The organism is Pantoea sp. 9140 (assembly GCF_000745295.1).
GTDB lineage: Bacteria > Pseudomonadota > Gammaproteobacteria > Enterobacterales > Enterobacteriaceae > Pantoea > Pantoea vagans.
This window is the reverse complement of sequence record NZ_JQNO01000001.1, coordinates 4047413-4066563: the sequence shown is the minus strand read 5'-3', so window position 1 is coordinate 4066563 and position 19151 is coordinate 4047413. Positions and strand designations below refer to the sequence as shown.

General features: G+C 52.2%; 11 protein-coding genes, 6 tRNA genes and 3 rRNA genes. 1 reads left to right on the top strand and 19 read right to left on the bottom strand.

Annotation, left to right across the window (positions count from 1 at the left end):
• Positions 1-109 precede the first annotated feature (109 nt).
• The 12 genes from rpoB to FA92_RS18800 form a co-directional block, all read right to left on the bottom strand.
• Positions 110-4138: a DNA-directed RNA polymerase subunit beta gene (gene rpoB / locus FA92_RS18855; protein ID WP_013359733.1), complete on the bottom strand. Its 4029-nt coding sequence runs from the start codon at positions 4136-4138 to the stop codon at positions 110-112.
• 329 nt (positions 4139-4467) lie between these two features.
• Positions 4468-4830 carry a 50S ribosomal protein L7/L12 gene (rplL, locus tag FA92_RS18850; protein ID WP_009092660.1) on the bottom strand — a complete coding sequence of 121 codons (363 nt, stop codon included), beginning with the start codon at positions 4828-4830 and terminating at the stop codon, positions 4468-4470.
• 65 nt (positions 4831-4895) lie between these two features.
• Positions 4896-5393, bottom strand: coding sequence for a 50S ribosomal protein L10 (rplJ, locus tag FA92_RS18845; protein ID WP_003848098.1), 498 nt, complete (start codon positions 5391-5393; stop codon positions 4896-4898).
• 365 nt (positions 5394-5758) lie between these two features.
• Positions 5759-6463, bottom strand: a complete 705-nt coding sequence (gene rplA / locus FA92_RS18840) for a 50S ribosomal protein L1 (protein ID WP_010261038.1) — start codon at positions 6461-6463, stop codon at positions 5759-5761.
• Between the two features lie 3 nt (positions 6464-6466).
• On the bottom strand, positions 6467-6895 hold the full coding sequence (rplK, locus tag FA92_RS18835; protein ID WP_006121495.1) for a 50S ribosomal protein L11: 429 nt from the start codon (positions 6893-6895) through the stop codon (positions 6467-6469).
• Between the two features lie 147 nt (positions 6896-7042).
• Positions 7043-7588: a transcription termination/antitermination protein NusG gene (gene nusG / locus FA92_RS18830; protein ID WP_013359732.1), complete on the bottom strand. Its 546-nt coding sequence runs from the start codon at positions 7586-7588 to the stop codon at positions 7043-7045.
• A 1-nt stretch (position 7589) separates the two neighbouring features.
• Positions 7590-7973: a preprotein translocase subunit SecE gene (gene secE, locus FA92_RS18825; protein ID WP_013359731.1), complete on the bottom strand. Its 384-nt coding sequence runs from the start codon at positions 7971-7973 to the stop codon at positions 7590-7592.
• A 231-nt stretch (positions 7974-8204) separates the two neighbouring features.
• Positions 8205-9389 (bottom strand): elongation factor Tu, encoded by a 1185-nt coding sequence (gene tuf / locus FA92_RS18820; protein ID WP_013359730.1) that lies wholly within the window; start codon positions 9387-9389, stop codon positions 8205-8207.
• A gap of 108 nt (positions 9390-9497) precedes the next feature.
• Positions 9498-9573, bottom strand: a tRNA-Thr gene (locus tag FA92_RS18815).
• Positions 9574-9578: 5 nt separating this feature from the next.
• Positions 9579-9653: transfer RNA gene (locus tag FA92_RS18810), tRNA-Gly, on the bottom strand.
• A gap of 190 nt (positions 9654-9843) precedes the next feature.
• Positions 9844-9928: transfer RNA gene (locus FA92_RS18805), tRNA-Tyr, on the bottom strand.
• A gap of 8 nt (positions 9929-9936) precedes the next feature.
• Positions 9937-10012: transfer RNA gene (locus FA92_RS18800), tRNA-Thr, on the bottom strand.
• Positions 10013-10779: 767 nt separating this feature from the next.
• Here FA92_RS18800 and coaA point away from each other — a divergent pair.
• Complete coding sequence (gene coaA / locus FA92_RS18790; protein ID WP_033784445.1) at positions 10780-11727, top strand: type I pantothenate kinase; 948 nt, start codon at positions 10780-10782, stop codon at positions 11725-11727.
• Positions 11728-11769: 42 nt separating this feature from the next.
• On the opposite strand, the gene birA is transcribed toward coaA, so the two are convergent.
• The 7 genes from birA to FA92_RS18755 all read right to left on the bottom strand — a co-directional run bounded on the left by birA (position 11770) and on the right by FA92_RS18755 (position 19142).
• Complete coding sequence (gene birA, locus FA92_RS18785; protein ID WP_033784444.1) at positions 11770-12729, bottom strand: bifunctional biotin--[acetyl-CoA-carboxylase] ligase/biotin operon repressor BirA; 960 nt, start codon at positions 12727-12729, stop codon at positions 11770-11772.
• On the bottom strand, positions 12726-13763 hold the full coding sequence (murB, locus tag FA92_RS18780; RefSeq protein WP_033784443.1) for a UDP-N-acetylmuramate dehydrogenase: 1038 nt from the start codon (positions 13761-13763) through the stop codon (positions 12726-12728). The genes birA and murB overlap by 4 nt, the downstream gene beginning before the upstream one ends.
• 150 nt (positions 13764-13913) lie before the next feature.
• Positions 13914-14029: ribosomal RNA gene (rrf, locus tag FA92_RS18775) — 5S ribosomal RNA — on the bottom strand.
• A 91-nt stretch (positions 14030-14120) separates the two neighbouring features.
• Positions 14121-17028: ribosomal RNA gene (locus FA92_RS18770) — 23S ribosomal RNA — on the bottom strand.
• A 207-nt stretch (positions 17029-17235) separates the two neighbouring features.
• Positions 17236-17311: transfer RNA gene (locus FA92_RS18765), tRNA-Ala, on the bottom strand.
• 141 nt (positions 17312-17452) lie between these two features.
• Positions 17453-17529: transfer RNA gene (locus FA92_RS18760), tRNA-Ile, on the bottom strand.
• 73 nt (positions 17530-17602) lie between these two features.
• Positions 17603-19142: ribosomal RNA gene (locus FA92_RS18755) — 16S ribosomal RNA — on the bottom strand.
• Together the 16S, 23S and 5S rRNA genes with 2 tRNA genes alongside form the textbook arrangement of a ribosomal RNA operon.
• Positions 19143-19151 lie beyond the last annotated feature (9 nt).

Here is a 19151-nt window from a genome sequence, read left to right as displayed (position 1 = left end):
GAGACTCAGGGGGCGTCCAACCGAAATTGAACGCCCCGTAACCAGTACAATTGCGAGCGCTTTAAACCCTGCGCTTTCAGGCGGCGGCAAGCCGCAGCCTGAAAAGGGGTTACTCGTCTTCCAGCTCGATGTTGATACCCAGCGAGCGAATCTCTTTCAACAGTACGTTGAAGGATTCCGGCATGCCCGGTTCCATCTGATGGTTACCGTCAACGATGTTTTTATACATCTTGGTACGGCCGTTGACGTCATCAGACTTAACGGTAAGCATTTCCTGCAGGGTATACGCGGCACCATATGCTTCCAGTGCCCATACTTCCATCTCACCAAAGCGCTGACCACCGAACTGCGCCTTACCACCCAGCGGCTGCTGAGTAACCAGGCTATAGGAACCGGTAGAACGTGCATGCATCTTGTCATCAACCAGGTGGTTAAGTTTCAGCATGTACATGTAGCCAACGGTTACCTGACGTTCGAACTGCTCACCGGTACGGCCGTCAAACAGGGTAATCTGACCGGAAGAAGGCAGGCCGCCGAGCTGCAGCAGCTCTTTGATCTCGCTCTCTTTCGCGCCATCAAACACCGGCGTGGCGATTGGCATACCTTTCTTCAGGTTCTCAGCCAGACGCAGTACTTCGTCATCAGAGAAGGTGTTCAGATCAACACGCTGACGAAGATCGGTACCCAGGTCATAGGCGCGCTGGATGAATTCGCGCAGTTTCGCGACTTCTTCCTGCTTCTTCAGCATGGCGTTGATTTTCTCGCCGATACCTTTCGCTGCCATACCCAGGTGCGTTTCCAGAATCTGACCGATGTTCATACGCGATGGTACGCCCAGCGGGTTCAGAACGATGTCAACCGGCGTGCCGTTTTCATCGTAAGGCATATCTTCGATCGGGTTGATCTTGGAGATAACACCTTTGTTACCGTGACGGCCTGCCATTTTGTCACCCGGCTGAATCTGACGCTTAACAGCCAGATAAACCTTAACAATTTTCAGCACGCCTGGTGCCAGATCATCGCCCTGGGTGATCTTACGACGCTTACCTTCGAGTTTTTTCTCAAACTCGTGCTTCAGTTCGTCGTACTGCTCTGCCAGCTGCTCCAGCTGGTTTTGCTTGGCTTCGTCAGTCAGACCCAGTTCCAGCCAGCGCTCGCGCGGCAGCTTGTCCAGTTTGTCTGCTTCAACGCCACCCGAAATCAGTACGTTCTGGATACGGCTGAACAGGCCCGCTTCCAGGATCTGCAGTTCTTCAGACAGGTCTTTTTTGGCCTGCTTCAGCTGCATCTCTTCGATTTCAAGCGCACGTTTGTCTTTTTCCACGCCATCGCGGGTAAAGACCTGAACGTCGATCACAGTACCTGACACGCCATTCGGCACGCGCAGTGACGAATCTTTCACGTCAGAGGCTTTTTCACCGAAGATAGCGCGCAGCAGTTTTTCTTCTGGCGTCAGTTGGGTTTCACCTTTAGGCGTTACCTTACCAACCAGAATGTCGCCACCGGTCACTTCAGCACCGATGTAGACGATGCCTGACTCATCCAGTTTAGAGAGTGCAGCTTCACCCACGTTCGGGATATCAGCAGTGATCTCTTCCGGCCCTAGTTTGGTGTCACGCGACACGCAAGCCAGTTCCTGAATGTGGATAGTCGTAAAGCGATCTTCCTGAACCACGCGCTCGGAGACCAGGATGGAGTCTTCGAAGTTGTAGCCGTTCCACGGCATGAACGCCACGCGCATGTTCTGGCCCAGAGCCAGTTCACCCAGATCGGTGGACGGGCCATCTGCCAGCACGTCGCCGCGCTCAACCGGCTCACCCAGAGAAACACATGGCATCTGGTTGATGCAGGTGTTCTGGTTAGAACGGGTATATTTGGTCAGGTTGTAAATGTCGATACCGGCTTCGCCAGCATGCATTTCGTCTTCGTTAACTTTGATAACGATACGTGATGCGTCAACGTACTGTACGGTACCGCCACGTTTCGCCACGGCTGTTACACCGGAGTCAACGGCAACAGCACGTTCCATACCGGTACCAACCAGCGGCTTATCAGCACGCAGAGTCGGAACGGCCTGACGTTGCATGTTCGCACCCATCAGGGCGCGGTTGGCGTCATCGTGTTCCAGGAACGGGATCAGGGATGCACCGACAGAAACCACCTGCTGGGTGGAAACGTCCATGTAGTCAACCTGATCGCGGCTGAACAGACTCGATTCGCCTTTGCTACGGCAGGTGACCAGGTCATCAACAAACGCGCCGTTGTCATCCAGAGGGGCGTTCGCCTGAGCGATAACGTAGTTACCCTCTTCGATAGCAGAGAGGTAGTGAATCTCGTCAGAAACCAGACCGTCGATAACACGGCGATAAGGTGTTTCAAGGAAACCGTACTCATTGGTCTGTGCATAGACAGACAAGGAGTTGATCAGACCGATGTTCGGACCTTCAGGGGTTTCGATTGGGCAGACACGACCGTAGTGCGTTGGGTGTACGTCACGCACTTCGAAGCCGGCACGCTCACGCGTCAAACCACCCGGGCCGAGAGCAGAGATACGACGTTTGTGCGTAATCTCTGACAGCGGGTTGTTCTGATCCATAAACTGAGAAAGCTGGCTTGAACCAAAGAACTCTTTCACCGCAGCCGAAATCGGCTTCGCGTTGATCATGTCCTGTGGCATCAGCGTATCAAGGTCGCCCAGAGACAGACGCTCTTTAACCGCACGCTCAACACGGACCAGACCAACACGGAACTGGTTCTCAGCCATTTCACCCACTGAACGAATACGACGGTTACCGAGGTGGTCGATATCGTCCACTTCGCCTTTACCGTTACGGATGTCGATCAGCTTTTTCATCACTTCGATGATGTCATCTTTGCTCAGGATGCCTGAACCTTCGATTTCATCACGCAGCAATGAGCGGTTGAACTTCATACGACCGACCGCAGAAAGATCGTAACGATCTTCTGAGAAGAACAGGTTCTCAAACAGGTTCTCTGCAGCTTCGCGTGTTGGCGGCTCACCAGGACGCATCATGCGATAGATCTCAACCAGTGCGCTCAGGCGATCGCTGGTTGGGTCGACACGCAGGGTCTCGGACATATATGGACCGTGGTCCAGATCGTTGGTGAACAGCGTTTCGATGCGCTTGTGGCCGGACTGGCTCAGTTTAGCCAGCAGATCCAGTGACAGTTCCATGTTCGCTGCAACAATCAGCTCACCGGTGCTCTCATCGATGTAATCTTTAGCGACCACTTTGCCCGCGATATATTCAACCGGGACTTCGATGTGCTGAATGCCATCTTTTTCCAGCTGACGAATATGGCGCGCAGTAATGCGGCGACCTTTTTCGACGTAGACGGTGCCGTTCGCTTCGATATCGAAGGTAGCGGTTTCACCGCGCAGGCGCTCAGGCACCAGCTCCATCTGCAGCTTGTTGTCACGGATTTCAAACACCACTTTCTCGAAGAAGATATCGAGGATCTGAGGTGTAGTGAACTGTAACGCGCGCAGGATGATAGTGGCCGGCAGCTTACGACGACGGTCAATACGGACAAACAGGTTATCTTTCGGGTCAAACTCAAAGTCGAGCCATGAACCGCGGTAAGGGATGATACGTGCGTTGTACAGCACTTTACCCGATGAGTGGGTTTTACCCTTATCGCTATCAAAGAACACGCCGGGACTACGGTGCAGCTGAGAAACGATAACGCGCTCGGTACCATTGATAACAAAGGTACCGTTGTCGGTCATGAGCGGAATCTCGCCCATGTAGACTTCTTGTTCTTTAATGTCTTTTACGGTGCCTTCTGGCGCTTCGCGCTCATAGATCACCAGACGCAGTTTCACGCGCAGCGGTGCCGAATAGGTCACGCCACGGATCTGACACTCTTTCACGTCAAAGACAGGTTCACCCAGGCGGTAGCTGACATACTGCAACTCAGAGTTGCCGCTGTAGCTCGCAATAGGGAATACAGAGCGGAATGCAGCTTCCAGTCCGTACTGACCTTCTGGATCTTGCTCGATAAACTTCTGGAACGAGTCGAGCTGGATGGAAAGGAGATAAGGTATGTCCAGTACTTGCGGACGTTTACCAAAATCCTTACGAATACGTTTTTTCTCGGTATAGGAGTAAACCATAGGGTTCCTCAGCTAGCTGACAAGTCGACCCACGCTGTCCGTCCTGACAGGACAGTTCATGCAACACGATTTTGTTTGATTCACTGGCTGCGCGGCAGCAGTGCAATACCTCTTTCTATCACGCTTAAATCATTTCATCGCTTTTGTGAAGGCAGGGAACCCGCACAGGAAAGCGGTATATTAAGTCGTCGATAGAGAAAGATATTGAAGAGTAACAATGGACAAACAGTGTGAAACCCCATTGAGACCCTGTAGCGCAAAAAGGCTGGTGACCAAAAAGTCACCAGCCATCAGTCTGAAACTACTCAGACTGCAACCCGAAGGCTGTCTTACTTAACTTCAACTTCAGCGCCAGCTTCTTTCAGAGCAGCTTCAAGTGCAGCTGCGTCATCTTTGCTGATGCCTTCTTTGATTACGCCAGTTGCTTCAACCAGGTCTTTGGCTTCTTTCAGGCCCAGACCAGTTGCAGTACGTACGGCTTTGATGACTGCTACTTTGTTCGCGCCAACAGCTTTCAGTACGACGTCGAATTCAGTTTTTTCTTCAACAGCTTCAGCCGGGCCCGCAGCAACAGCTACAGCAGCAGCAGCAGAAACGCCGAATTTTTCTTCCATAGCAGAAACCAGCTCAACAACTTCCATTACGGACATCGCTGCAACAGCTTCCAGAATTTGGTCTTTAGTGATAGACATGACAATTGTTCCTAAGAATCAGAAAAAGTTTATACGTAAGCAGGTACGAAGAAAAGAATAAGGCCTTAAGCCGCTTCTTTTGCATCGCGTACAGCAGCCAGAGTGCGGACCAGTTTGCCGGCAGCGGCTTCTTTCATGGTCGACATCAGACGTGCCAGTGCTTCTTCGTAGGTCGGCAGCGTTGCCAGACGGTCAATATTGGCCGCCGTGATCAGCTCACCTTCAAAGGCTGCAGCTTTGACCTCAAATTTTGCATTCGCTTTCGCGAAATCTTTGAACAGACGAGCAGCAGCGCCCGGGTGTTCCATAGAATATGCAATCAGGGTCGGACCAACAAACGTGTCTTTCAGGCACTCAAACTGAGTACCTTCAACGACGCGGCGCAGCAGGGTGTTACGAACAACACGCATGTAAACGCCAGCTTCACGGCCTGCTTTACGCAGTTCGGTCATTTTATCAACGGTAACGCCACGGGAATCCGCAACAACCGCTGAAAGCGCACCTTTGGCTACTTCGCTGACTTCAGCAACAATCGCTTGTTTGTCTTGAAGATTTAATGCCATTAGCTTTTGCTCCTGGATTTGACCGGGAAAGGATTTCCCCGGAACTCACTTCACTTACTCACCCCGCGGGGTAATAAGCGCTCGAACACGGTGAGCAGAATCCAGCTAAGAAAAAATTCTTTTGGTTCTGTCACCGTCTACGCAGGGGATTAAGCGGAATATCCGGAGATAAACAGCGCCTGCGGTCTTGGACGGAGGCCAGGATAAGGCCTGGCTCCAACCTAAATTCTGTGCGACGCAGCAGAGTCAGAGGGAATGGCGATAAACGCAACAGTCGGTTCTGGCTCTCTGGTGTCCTGTTCTGCTAATAACAGAACAACGGGCGTAAGATTCTAGGTGAATTTTTCGCCCGTTTCAAGCAGCAATTAGTTTGCTGTTGCGTTCAGACCAGCCTGGTCAACGGCAACGCCGGCGCCCATGGTGGTTGAAAGGCTGACTTTCTTGATGTACACGCCTTTAGCCTGTGATGGTTTAGCTTTTTTCAGCGCAACCAGCAGGGATTCCAGGTTTTCTTTCAGTTTGTCAGCGTCAAAGTCCACTTTACCGATGGTAGTGTGGATGATGCCGTTTTTGTCGTTACGATAACGAACCTGACCGGCTTTAGCGTTCTTAACCGCTTCAGCAACGTTAGGGGTTACAGTACCGACTTTCGGGTTTGGCATCAGGCCACGTGGACCCAGAATCTGGCCCAGCTGGCCAACAACGCGCATTGCATCCGGAGAAGCAATAACAACGTCAAAATTCATTTCGCCTTTCTTGATCTGATCAGCCAGGTCTTCCATGCCTACCAGCTCTGCGCCAGCTGCTTTAGCAGCTTCAGCGTTAGCGCCCTGGGCGAAGACAGCAACACGTACTGAACGACCAGTACCGTGTGGCAGAACGGTCGCGCCGCGAACGTTCTGATCAGATTTACGTGCATCAATGCCGAGGTTGACAGCAACGTCAACGCTTTCAACGAACTTGGCAGTTGCCAGTTCTTTCAGCAGAGCAACAGCTTCAGCAATGTCATACTGCTTGGTCGCGTCAACTTTGTCGCGAATTACGGTCATGCGCTTGGTCAGCTTAGCCATTTCTTAGTCCTCTACTACCAGGCCCATGGAACGAGCAGTACCTTCGATTGAGCGAGTCATCGCTTCAACGTCAGAACCAGTCATGTCCGCAGCTTTGGTTTCTGCGATTTCACGTACCTGAGCACGAGTCACTTTACCGACTTTATCTTTGTTCGGCTTACCAGAACCAGACTTGATGCCCGCTGCTTTTTTCAGCAGTACGGCAGCCGGAGGCGTTTTGGTAATGAAGGTGAAAGAACGGTCGCTGTATACGGTGATAACAACAGGAGTCGGCAGACCTTTTTCCAGAGATTCGGTCTTCGCGTTGAACGCTTTACAGAATTCCATGATGTTAACACCCTGCTGACCCAGAGCTGGACCAACCGGTGGACTTGGGTTCGCCATACCAGCTGCAACCTGCAGCTTGACGTAGGCTTGGACTTTCTTAGCCATGATATTTCCTCAATTGGGTTATAGCGCCTGTAAAGGCTCCCCGTGATAACGATTTATACGCTGTTGCCAGCGCATAAAAACAAAAGGCGCGAAATTGTAGTTAAATTTCGCGCCTGCTGCAACAGCTAATTTGTGAGCGGAAAGAGGTTAACCTTTCTCCACCTGACCGAAGTCGAGCTCAACCGGTGTTGCACGACCAAAGATGGAAACGGATACCGTCAGGCGGCTCTTCTCGTAATCCACATCTTCAACCACACCGTTAAAGTCAGCGAACGGACCGTCATTAACACGAACCATTTCACCTGGTTCAAACAGCGTTTTAGGACGAGGCTTGTCGCCGACCTGCTGCAGACGATTCATGATCGCATCAACTTCTTTATCACTGATAGGTGCAGGACGGTCAGAGGTACCGCCGATGAAACCCATCACGCGCGGGACGCTGCGTACTAAATGCCAGCTGGCGTCATTCATCACCATCTGAACCAGTACGTATCCCGGGAAAAACTTGCGCTCGCTCTTACGACGCTGGCCACCACGGATTTCAACGACTTCTTCAGTCGGAACCATGACTTCACCAAACAGCTCTTCCATGTTGTGCAATTTGATATGCTCGCGCAGCGATTGGGCTACGCGGCCTTCAAAACCGGAAAACGCCTGTACGACGTACCAGCGTTTCTTTGGAGCTTCAGACATCTCAGAACCTCAGGCCAGTGATAAACGATACCAGACGGACCAGAATACCATCCAGCCCCCACAAAATCAGTGACATCACGGCAGTAACCGCGGCAACGATTAACGTGGTGTGCAGCGTTTCCTGGCGGGTTGGCCAGATAACCTTACGCATTTCTGTTCTTGCTTCACGAGCAAAAGCCACGGTCGCTTTGCCTTTGGTCGTTAAAAGCGCAATGCCGCCAGCCGCTGCAATCAGTACAACTACGGCTAATGCACGCAGTGGCAGTGACACATCACGATAGAGGTAGTTACCTACAATCGCTGCAAGCAGCAGTAATACAACACCTACCCACTTTACCGCTTCCAGGCCACGCCCGCTCCCTTGAGCTTCGGTATTCGCACTCATAAACCAACCTGCCACAATAATTCAGAAACTATTCTGCCCCGCAGTGCGAGGCGTCCAAACCGAATGAGCTTTTGGGGCGTAACTCGGTATCCAACGCCGCATAACAGAGCCTGTCTCAGCAATGATTATGATTCAAAAAATCACTGATGAGCCAGGTTCTATGAAACAGCGTGCAAAAAGGGCATCAAATGATGCCCTTTCCGTGTGCATTGCGTCAAACGTTATCGGTAATTATGCGATAACTTTAGCAACAACACCCGCGCCAACGGTACGGCCACCTTCGCGGATTGCGAAGCGCAGACCTTCGTCCATTGCGATTGGGTGGATCAGGGTAACAACCATTTTGATGTTGTCGCCTGGCATGACCATTTCAACGCCTTCTGGCAGCTCTACTGAGCCGGTTACGTCAGTTGTACGGAAGTAGAACTGTGGACGATAGCCTTTGAAGAACGGAGTATGGCGGCCACCTTCGTCTTTAGACAGAACGTAAACTTCTGACTCGAACTGGGTGTGTGGCTTGATTGAGCCTGGCTTAGCCAGAACCTGGCCACGCTGGATGTCTTCACGCTTGATACCGCGCAGCAGAACACCACAGTTTTCGCCTGCCTGACCCTGGTCCAGCAGCTTACGGAACATCTCAACACCGGTACAGGTTGATTTCGCAGTATCTTTGATACCCACGATTTCAACTTCGTCGCCGACTTTAACGATGCCGCGCTCAACACGACCGGTAACAACAGTACCACGGCCAGAGATTGAGAATACGTCTTCGATTGGCAGCAGGAACGGCATGTCGATCGCACGGACTGGATCCGGGATGTAGTTGTCCAGGTGTTCAGCCAGTTCGATGATTTTCGCTTCCCACTCAGGAACGCCTTCCAGCGCTTTCAGAGCAGAACCACGAACGATTGGAGTGTCGTCGCCTGGGAAGTCGTACTGTGACAGCAGGTCACGCACTTCCATCTCAACCAGTTCCAGCAGCTCTTCATCATCAACCATGTCGCACTTGTTCAGGAACACGATGATGTAAGGAACGCCAACCTGACGACCCAGCAGGATGTGCTCACGGGTCTGTGGCATCGGGCCATCAGTCGCAGCAACAACCAGGATCGCGCCGTCCATCTGCGCAGCACCGGTGATCATGTTTTTCACATAGTCGGCGTGGCCTGGGCAGTCAACGTGAGCGTAGTGACGTGCAGCAGTCTCATACTCAACGTGAGCGGTGTTGATGGTGATACCGCGGGCTTTTTCTTCAGGCGTGCTGTCGATCTGGTCGAACGCACGAGCCTGGCCGCCGTTGGTTTTAGCCAGTACGGTAGTGATAGCTGCAGTCAGGGTGGTTTTACCGTGGTCAACGTGACCGATGGTACCCACGTTTACGTGCAGTTTGTTACGTTGAAATTGCTCTTTAGCCATCGCTAGTCCCTCTAAGACACGGATATATCAATGATATCATCACATTAACCAGGCAATGCCTGACTGCAAGGAAGTTACAGAGAAAATCAGGAGGGAGATTAAAGGAAGTGGTGCTGATACCCAGAGTCGAACTGGGGACCTCACCCTTACCAAGGGTGCGCTCTACCAACTGAGCCATATCAGCACATCTGGAGCGGGCAGCGGGAATCGAACCCGCATCATCAGCTTGGAAGGCTGAGGTAATAGCCATTATACGATGCCCGCATCCTGGAACTCGGCTACCTGTTCTTTCTGTAGCTTGCAGATAACAGTGAATGCTTCTCTGCTATCTACTGCCTGCCAGCGAAGCTGACCGACGTTGACTTCGCTAACGCTCAGTCTGAATTCAGGGTGATAAGTGACTCACCTGACAGATAAACAGGCCGTTTATCTGTACTCAACCGCGAGGCTGAGATGGTGGTGGGAGAAGGATTCGAACCTTCGAAGTCTGTGACGGCAGATTTACAGTCTGCTCCCTTTGGCCGCTCGGGAATCCCACCTACTTGATTGGTGCCGGCTACCGGAATCGAACTGGTGACCTACTGATTACAAGTCAGTTGCTCTACCAACTGAGCTAAGCCGGCATCAAGTGGAGCGCATTCTAGGAAGGTCGGGCCCTGGATGCAACTAAAAAATCGCATATTTTTTTCTATCGCTTACTATTTGTGCAAATCATCGCATTTTAACGTTTTTATGCAGATTATTTGTGCAATCTGGCGCTGTTTTCACAGGATCAGACTAAAGCGCGCCACCATCTTAACTCCCTCTGCCCTTCTCTTTTATGCGAATAAAATGAGTGGCCAGCACCCTTTTTTTACGTCGGGGTGCTGAATGAGGTTTTTTTGACCCTGGCTGAACCCTTTTTTCTCATGGAGCGGCGCACTTCTATCGAAAGCAGGGGCATATTGTCATGCGCATTCTTTCTCACTATCACGATTTGCGCTGAAAGGAAGCGTTTAAAATGTCTTTGTACTGTTTGTTTTTTTGCGAAAGGTTGCGCGTGACATGTATCAGCCTCACTGCAAGCGTCTTATTACGCCGTTCGGCCAAGCAGGCACAGCGATGACCGTATAAGCAGATTAAACGTCGCACATTACCTGTGCCGGCCTGCAATATCATAAACAACGATAAAGCAGTAAAAATTAAAGGCACTGTAGCGTTTTGTGGGTATGCCGACGAAAGCGCGATCGCGTTTATCTTTTTACTTCTGTTAAAAGCCATACTGGTGATACCCTCCAGCCCATTGTTCTCACTGATAAACCAGCGATTCGTGATTCACTTCACCCGTGCTGTCCTGCTTATCGGCTAATACGCGGTTGATAGTAATGAATTTGCGGTCAGATGCATGCTTATGGATAAAACAACCCCCCTGACAACGCCTTATCTGGAGTTCACTCGTGAGCAGTGGGCTGCATTACGTGATTCTGTGCCTATGACGCTGTCAGAGGAAGAGATCGCGCAGCTCAAGGGCATCAACGAAGATCTTTCGCTGGAGGAAGTTGCAGAAATTTATCTGCCACTTTCGCGTCTGCTTAATTTCTATATCAGCTCTAACGTTCGTCGGCAGGCGGTACTGGAGCAATTTCTGGGCACCAATAGCCAGAAAATCCCCTATATCATCAGTATCGCGGGGAGCGTCGCGGTCGGTAAAAGTACGACTGCGCGTGTACTGCAGGCGTTGCTCAGTCGCTGGCCTGAACATCGTAAAGTGGAATTGATCACGACGGATGGCTTCCTTCACCCTAATGCCGTGCTGAAAGAGCGTGGCTTAATGAAGAAAAAAGGCTTCCCGCAATCTTATGATATGCACCGGCTGGTCAATTTCGTCTCCGATTTAAAATCCGGCGCCAGTCAGGTGACCGCCCCGGTCTATTCGCACCTGATTTATGATGTCATCCCTGATGGCGATAAAGTGATACAGCAGCCAGATATTCTTATTCTGGAAGGTCTGAACGTATTACAGAGCGGCATGGACTATCCCCATGACCCTCATCATGTCTTTGTTTCGGACTTCGTTGACTTCTCTATCTATGTAGATGCAGAGGAAGACCTTCTGCAAAGCTGGTATATCAATCGATTCCTGAAATTCCGTCAGGGTGCCTTTACCGATCCAGACTCCTACTTCCACCATTACGCCCAGCTCTCAGAGGCAGAAGCGGTTGAGATAGCAGGTAATCTATGGAAAGAGATTAACTGGCTTAACCTGCAGGAAAATATCCTGCCGACACGTGAAAGGGCCAGCCTGATCATGACCAAAAGTGGTGATCATGCGGTCGATAAGGTTCGCCTGCGTAAATAACAGCGGTCATAAAAAAGCCTGCATTAGTGCAGGCTTTTTTGATCAGACAGGACGCAGTGATATTTCCCCGCCCACCCAGGCTTTTATTTCACCATCCTGCTCCAGTAATAAACCACCCTGGCTGTCGACACCCCGTGCAATACCATGCACTTCACGTTCGCCGATGAGCAACTTAACGGGCCGGTTAATAAAATTGTCCAGTGCCGCCCAGCGCGAGATGAAGGCAGTTAATCCCTCCTGCTCAAACAGCGGCAGGGCCTCGCGCAGGCTGTTGATCAGACGGGCTGCCAGCTCATTGCGGTTCACGCTTACTCCGGCCTCCTGCAGGTTAATCCAGCCCTGATTAATCTGTGAAGCATCCGCTGTTCGCATCGCCAGGTTGATGCCAGCTCCCATCACGATCTGCGCAGCATCACCGGTTTTCCCGGTCAGTTCGACCAGAATACCTGCCAGTTTCCGATCGTTCAGGTAAATATCATTGGGCCACTTTACCCGGACATCATCGGCCCCGAGTGCACGTAATGTTTCAGCCATGACAATGCCAATGACCAGGCTAAGACCCATCGCCGCAGCCGGACCCTGCTCAAGACGCCAGTACATGGACATGTAGAGGTTGGCACCAAAAGGAGAGAACCATTGACGACCACGACGGCCACGACCTGCCTGCTGATATTCAGCGATACAGGCGGTGCCAGAGGGCATGTCATGCATGCGTTCCAGCAGATACTGATTTGTGGAATCAATCACCGGGATAATCGAGACATTGCCCTGCTTCACCTGTGACAGAATCGCCTGCTCATCCAGCAGCTGTATCGGGGCAGAGAGACTGTAGCCTTTCCCTGTCACGGTATAGACGTCCAGACCCCAGCTTTTTAGTGTCTGGATGTGCTTGTTGATGGCGGCACGACTCATGCCCAGAGTGTCGCCCAGCTGCTCGCCAGAATGAAACTCACCATCAGATAAAATATCGACCAGTTTTAGCGGGACACTGTGGTCTTTCATGCGATCACCCCGACAGCATTGCACTCACCCTGCGCCTGAATAAGGCGGACTTCAGGCTCCAGCCAGACATCAAATTTTTCACCCACCCGGGCGCGCACAGTTTTTGCCAGCGCAACGATATCCTCAGGCGTGGCATGGTCAGCGTTAATCAGCACCAGAGCCTGTTGCTGGTGAACGGCGGCGCCTCCGATGCGATACCCTTTCAGCTGACACTGATCGATAAGCCACCCTGCGGCCAGCTTGGTTTCTCCATCTGGCATCAGATAGTGTGGCATAGCGGGAAATTGGGTTAGCAGGGAGCTACACTGCGCCTCGGTGACGACCGGGTTTTTAAAGAAGCTGCCGACATTACCGGTGACTTTCGGATCCGGTAATTTGCTCTGCCGCATCTGACACACCGCGTGATAGACATCCCAGGCATTAGCCGTCACCGGATTAAGCGTTTTCAGATCGCCATAGGTTAATACCGGCTGCCATTGCTTAGGCAGGATCATCCCGACGGCGACGATGACATAGCCTGACTGGTAGCGATGTTTAAAAATGCTGTCACGATAGCCAAACTCACAGGCTTCACGATCGAGGCGTTCTGTCTCACCACTGTGCAGATTAAGTACATCCACATATTCGCAGACATCTTTTAATTCCACACCATAGGCACCAATGTTCTGAATCGGTGCCGAACCCGTCATTCCAGGGATCAACGCCAGGTTTTCCAGGCCAGTGATCCCTTTTTCCAGCGTACTCTTAACCAGCTGATGCCAGTTTTCACCTGCCCCGACATGCAACTTCCAGCACTCAAATTCATCCTGAATTTTGATGCCTTTAATGCGATTCAGCACCACGGTACCGGCAAAATCCTCCAGGAAGAGGACGTTACTGCCTTCCCCGAGCACAAGGAAAGGTGTCTGATTACGCTGGCTATCCTGCCATGCGGCCAGAATAGCGGCTGGCGTCTCTGCGACGATGCGTTTTTGTGTGTGTACTTCAAGCCCAAGCGTATTGTCGGCTTTTAAGGAGGGATGCTGGCTGGACATTTGACGGCCTTTACTGAGTTATCTGGCCGTAGTTTACCGTATCAGAGAGGGGTTCTCAGGCTGTTTTCGGAGATTATGGTGCGGTTTTTCACGATCTGCAGACGTAAAAAAGCCCCGCACTCGCGTGCGGGGCTTCTTCACTTATTTAATGCCTGGCAGTTCCCTACTCTCGCATGGGGAGGCCCCACACTACCATCGGCGCTACGGCGTTTCACTTCTGAGTTCGGCATGGGGTCAGGTGGGACCACCGCGCTAAAGCCGCCAGGCAAATTCTGTCTCTGCGCCGCCACAGGGGCCGCGCAGAATATCCGGTACAAAGCTGAAAATCGTGTCTCTCAAAAACGCCTCTGGCGTTGTAAGGTTAAGCCTCACGGGTCATTAGTACCGGTTAGCTCAACGCATCGCTGCGCTTACACACCCGGCCTATCAACGTCGTAGTCTTCAACGTCCCTTCAGGACCCTCAAGGGGTCAGGGAGAACTCATCTCGGGGCAAGTTTCGTGCTTAGATGCTTTCAGCACTTATCTTTTCCGCACTTAGCTACCGGGCAATGCCATTGGCATGACAACCCGAACACCAGTGGTGCGTTCACTCCGGTCCTCTCGTACTAGGAGCAACCCCCCTCAATTCTCCAGCGCCCACGGCAGATAGGGACCGAACTGTCTCACGACGTTCTAAACCCAGCTCGCGTACCACTTTAAACGGCGAACAGCCGTACCCTTGGGACCTACTTCAGCCCCAGGATGTGATGAGCCGACATCGAGGTGCCAAACACCGCCGTCGATATGAACTCTTGGGCGGTATCAGCCTGTTATCCCCGGAGTACCTTTTATCCGTTGAGCGATGGCCCTTCCATTCAGAACCACCGGATCACTATGACCTGCTTTCGCACCTGCTCGAGCCGTCACTCTCGCAGTCAAGCCAGCTTATGCCATTGCACTAACCTCACGATGTCCGACCGTGATTAGCTGACCTTCGTGCTCCTCCGTTACTCTTTAGGAGGAGACCGCCCCAGTCAAACTACCCACCAGACACTGTCCGCAGCCCGGATTACGGGCCTACGTTAGAACATCAAACATTAAAGGGTGGTATTTCAAGGTTGGCTCCACGCAGACTGGCGTCCGCGCTTCAAAGCCTCCCACCTATCCTACACATCAAGGCTCAATGTTCAGTGTCAAGCTGTAGTAAAGGTTCACGGGGTCTTTCCGTCTTGCCGCGGGTACACTGCATCTTCACAGCGAGTTCAATTTCACTGAGTCTCGGGTGGAGACAGCCTGGCCATCATTACGCCATTCGTGCAGGTCGGAACTTACCCGACAAGGAATTTCGCTACCTTAGGACCGTTATAGTTACGGCCGCCGTTTACCGGGGCTTCGATCAAGAGCTTCTCCTTACGGATAACCCCATCAATTAACCTTCCGGCACCGGGCAGGCGTCACACCGTATACGTCCACTTTCGTGTTTGCACAGTGCTGTGTTTTTAATAAACAGTTGCAGCCAGCTGGTATCTTCGACTGGCTTCGGCTCGGGGAGTAAATCCCTCCACCTACGCGCCAGCGTGCCTTCTCCCGAAGTTACGGCACCATTTTGCCTAGTTCCTTCACCCGAGTTCTCTCAAGCGCCTTGGTATTCTCTACCTGACCACCTGTGTCGGTTTGGGGTACGATTCTGTGTTACCTGATGCTTAGAGGCTTTTCCTGGAAGCAGGGCATTTATCACTTCAGCACCGTAGTGCCTCGTCGTCACGCCTCAGCGTTGATAAGGGACCGGATTTACCTGGACCCTCCGCCTACACGCTTAAACCGGGACAACCGTCGCCCGGCTGATATAGCCTTCTCCGTCCCCCCTTCGCAGTAACACCGAGTACAGGAATATTAACCTGTTTCCCATCGACTACGCCTTTCGGCCTCGCCTTAGGGGTCGACTCACCCTGCTCCGATTAACGTTGAACAGGAACCCTTGGTCTTCCGGCGAGCGGGCTTTTCACCCGCTTTATCGTTACTTATGTCAGCATTCGCACTTCTGATACCTCCAGCATGCCTCACAGCACACCTTCGACGGCTTACAGAACGCTCCCCTACCCAACAACACATAGTGTCGCTGCCGCAGCTTCGGTGCATGGTTTAGCCCCGTTACATCTTCCGCGCAGGCCGACTCGACCAGTGAGCTATTACGCTTTCTTTAAATGATGGCTGCTTCTAAGCCAACATCCTGGCTGTCTGTGCCTTCCCACATCGTTTCCCACTTAACCATGACTTTGGGACCTTAGCTGGCGGTCTGGGTTGTTTCCCTCTTCACGACGGACGTTAGCACCCGCCGTGTGTCTCCCGTGATAACATTCTTCGGTATTCGCAGTTTGCATCGGGTTGGTAAGCCGGGATGGCCCCCTAGCCGAAACAGTGCTCTACCCCCGAAGATGAGTTCACGAGGCGCTACCTAAATAGCTTTCGGGGAGAACCAGCTATCTCCCGGTTTGATTGGCCTTTCACCCCCAGCCACAGGTCATCCGCTAATTTTTCAACATTAGTCGGTTCGGTCCTCCAGTTAGTGTTACCCAACCTTCAACCTGCCCATGGCTAGATCACCGGGTTTCGGGTCTATACCCTGCAACTTAACGCCCAGTTAAGACTCGGTTTCCCTGCGGCTCCCCTATACGGTTAACCTTGCTACAGAATATAAGTCGCTGACCCATTATACAAAAGGTACGCAGTCACCCCCATAAAGAAGGCTCCCACTGCTTGTACGTACACGGTTTCAGGTTCTGTTTCACTCCCCTCGCCGGGGTTCTTTTCGCCTTTCCCTCACGGTACTGGTTCACTATCGGTCAGTCAGGAGTATTTAGCCTTGGAGGATGGTCCCCCCATATTCAGACAGGATACCACGTGTCCCGCCTTACTCATCGAGCTCACAGCACGTGTGCTTTTGTGTACGGGAGTATCACCCTGTACCCTGCGGCTTTCCAGACGCTTCCACTAACACACATGCTGATTCAGGCTCTGGGCTGCTCCCCGTTCGCTCGCCGCTACTGGGGGAATCTCGGTTGATTTCTTTTCCTCGGGGTACTTAGATGTTTCAGTTCCCCCGGTTCGCCTTGCAGCACTATGTATTCATGCTGCAATGATGCACAGAGTGCACCGGGTTTCCCCATTCGGACATCGACGGCTGTAGCGGTTCATATCACCTTACCGTCGCTTTACGCAGATTAGCACGTCCTTCATCGCCTCTGACTGCCTGGGCATCCACCGTGTACGCTTAGTCGCTTAACCTCACAACCCACAGGCGTTTTTCAACGCTGCGAGCTGCAAGCATTTGAGAGACTCGAACGTATCGTATTTTTCATTCTTATTACGGAGAATGAAAACGACACGTCGTTTCAATTTTCAGCTTGTTCCGGATTGTTAAAGAGCATAATACTTCGCAGCATACCGTTGCCGGTACGCTCTGAGGTATTCAGAAAAACAGTTAAAACGGTATGGTGGAGCTAAGCGGGATCGAACCGCTGACCTCCTGCGTGCAAGGCAGGCGCTCTCCCAGCTGAGCTATAGCCCCATACAGTTACTGCAGAGACCACTACTACCAGGAGTAACATTCTTCATGTAAAGAATGCGATTTTTTCTCAGGCAAGGCGTGTCGATGCGAAGCATAGTGAACTATGCGAGCCGTCGACACAACGCAGCATGAGGACAAATCTGGTAGGCCTGAGTGGACTTGAACCACCGACCTCACCCTTATCAGGGGTGCGCTCTAACCACCTGAGCTACAAGCCTGTAGAGGTTTTTTCTGCTCGTTACTTTTTATCAGACAATCTGTGTGGACACTGCGCCGGAAGGTATCTTCAGGTAAGGAGGTGATCCAACCGCAGGTTCCCCTACGGTTACCTTGTTACGACTTCACCCCAGTCATGAATCACAAAGTGGTAAGCGCCCTCCCGAAGGTTAAGCTACCTACTTCTTTTGCAACCCACTCCCATGGTGTGACGGGCGGTGTGTACAAGGCCCGGGAACGTATTCACCGTGGCATTCTGATCCACGATTACTAGCGATTCCGACTTCACGGAGTCGAGTTGCAGACTCCGATCCGGACTACGACGCACTTTGTGAGGTCCGCTTGCTCTCGCGAGGTCGCTTCTCTTTGTATGCGCCATTGTAGCACGTGTGTAGCCCTACTCGTAAGGGCCATGATGACTTGACGTCATCCCCACCTTCCTCCGGTTTATCACCGGCAGTCTCCTTTGAGTTCCCGACCGAATCGCTGGCAACAAAGGATAAGGGTTGCGCTCGTTGCGGGACTTAACCCAACATTTCACAACACGAGCTGACGACAGCCATGCAGCACCTGTCTCACGGTTCCCGAAGGCACTAAGGCATCTCTGCCGAATTCCGTGGATGTCAAGAGTAGGTAAGGTTCTTCGCGTTGCATCGAATTAAACCACATGCTCCACCGCTTGTGCGGGCCCCCGTCAATTCATTTGAGTTTTAACCTTGCGGCCGTACTCCCCAGGCGGTCGACTTAACGCGTTAGCTCCGGAAGCCACTCCTCAAGGGAACAACCTCCAAGTCGACATCGTTTACGGCGTGGACTACCAGGGTATCTAATCCTGTTTGCTCCCCACGCTTTCGCACCTGAGCGTCAGTCTTTGTCCAGGGGGCCGCCTTCGCCACCGGTATTCCTCCAGATCTCTACGCATTTCACCGCTACACCTGGAATTCTACCCCCCTCTACAAGACTCAAGCCTGCCAGTTTCAAATGCAGTTCCCAGGTTAAGCCCGGGGATTTCACATCTGACTTAACAGACCGCCTGCGTGCGCTTTACGCCCAGTAATTCCGATTAACGCTTGCACCCTCCGTATTACCGCGGCTGCTGGCACGGAGTTAGCCGGTGCTTCTTCTGCGGGTAACGTCAATCGACGCGGTTATTAACCGCATCGCCTTCCTCCCCGCTGAAAGTACTTTACAACCCGAAGGCCTTCTTCATACACGCGGCATGGCTGCATCAGGCTTGCGCCCATTGTGCAATATTCCCCACTGCTGCCTCCCGTAGGAGTCTGGACCGTGTCTCAGTTCCAGTGTGGCTGGTCATCCTCTCAGACCAGCTAGGGATCGTCGCCTAGGTGGGCCATTACCCCGCCTACTAGCTAATCCCATCTGGGTTCATCCGATAGTGAGAGGCCCGAAGGTCCCCCTCTTTGGTCTTGCGACGTTATGCGGTATTAGCCACCGTTTCCAGTGGTTATCCCCCTCTATCGGGCAGATCCCCAGACATTACTCACCCGTCCGCCACTCGTCACCCGAGAGCAAGCTCTCTGTGCTACCGTCCGACTTGCATGTGTTAGGCCTGCCGCCAGCGTTCAATCTGAGCCATGATCAAACTCTTCAATTTAAGTTTGAT

Excerpts from the sequence above, each read along its gene's own strand:
- rplA (WP_010261038.1), bottom strand. The coding sequence starts at position 6,463 with ATGGCTAAGCTGACCAAGCGCATGACCGTAATTCGCGACAAAGTTGAC.
- rplL (WP_009092660.1), bottom strand. The coding sequence starts at position 4,830 with ATGTCTATCACTAAAGACCAAATTCTGGAAGCTGTTGCAGCGATGTCC.
- coaA (WP_033784445.1), top strand. The coding sequence starts at position 10,780 with ATGGATAAAACAACCCCCCTGACAACGCCTTATCTGGAGTTCACTCGT.
- murB (WP_033784443.1), bottom strand. The coding sequence starts at position 13,763 with ATGTCCAGCCAGCATCCCTCCTTAAAAGCCGACAATACGCTTGGGCTT.
- secE (WP_013359731.1), bottom strand. The coding sequence starts at position 7,973 with ATGAGTGCGAATACCGAAGCTCAAGGGAGCGGGCGTGGCCTGGAAGCG.
- birA (WP_033784444.1), bottom strand. The coding sequence starts at position 12,729 with ATGAAAGACCACAGTGTCCCGCTAAAACTGGTCGATATTTTATCTGAT.
- rplK (WP_006121495.1), bottom strand. The coding sequence starts at position 6,895 with ATGGCTAAGAAAGTCCAAGCCTACGTCAAGCTGCAGGTTGCAGCTGGT.
- rplJ (WP_003848098.1), bottom strand. The coding sequence starts at position 5,393 with ATGGCATTAAATCTTCAAGACAAACAAGCGATTGTTGCTGAAGTCAGC.
- nusG (WP_013359732.1), bottom strand. The coding sequence starts at position 7,588 with ATGTCTGAAGCTCCAAAGAAACGCTGGTACGTCGTACAGGCGTTTTCC.
- tuf (WP_013359730.1), bottom strand. The coding sequence starts at position 9,389 with ATGGCTAAAGAGCAATTTCAACGTAACAAACTGCACGTAAACGTGGGT.
- rpoB (WP_013359733.1), bottom strand. The coding sequence starts at position 4,138 with ATGGTTTACTCCTATACCGAGAAAAAACGTATTCGTAAGGATTTTGGT.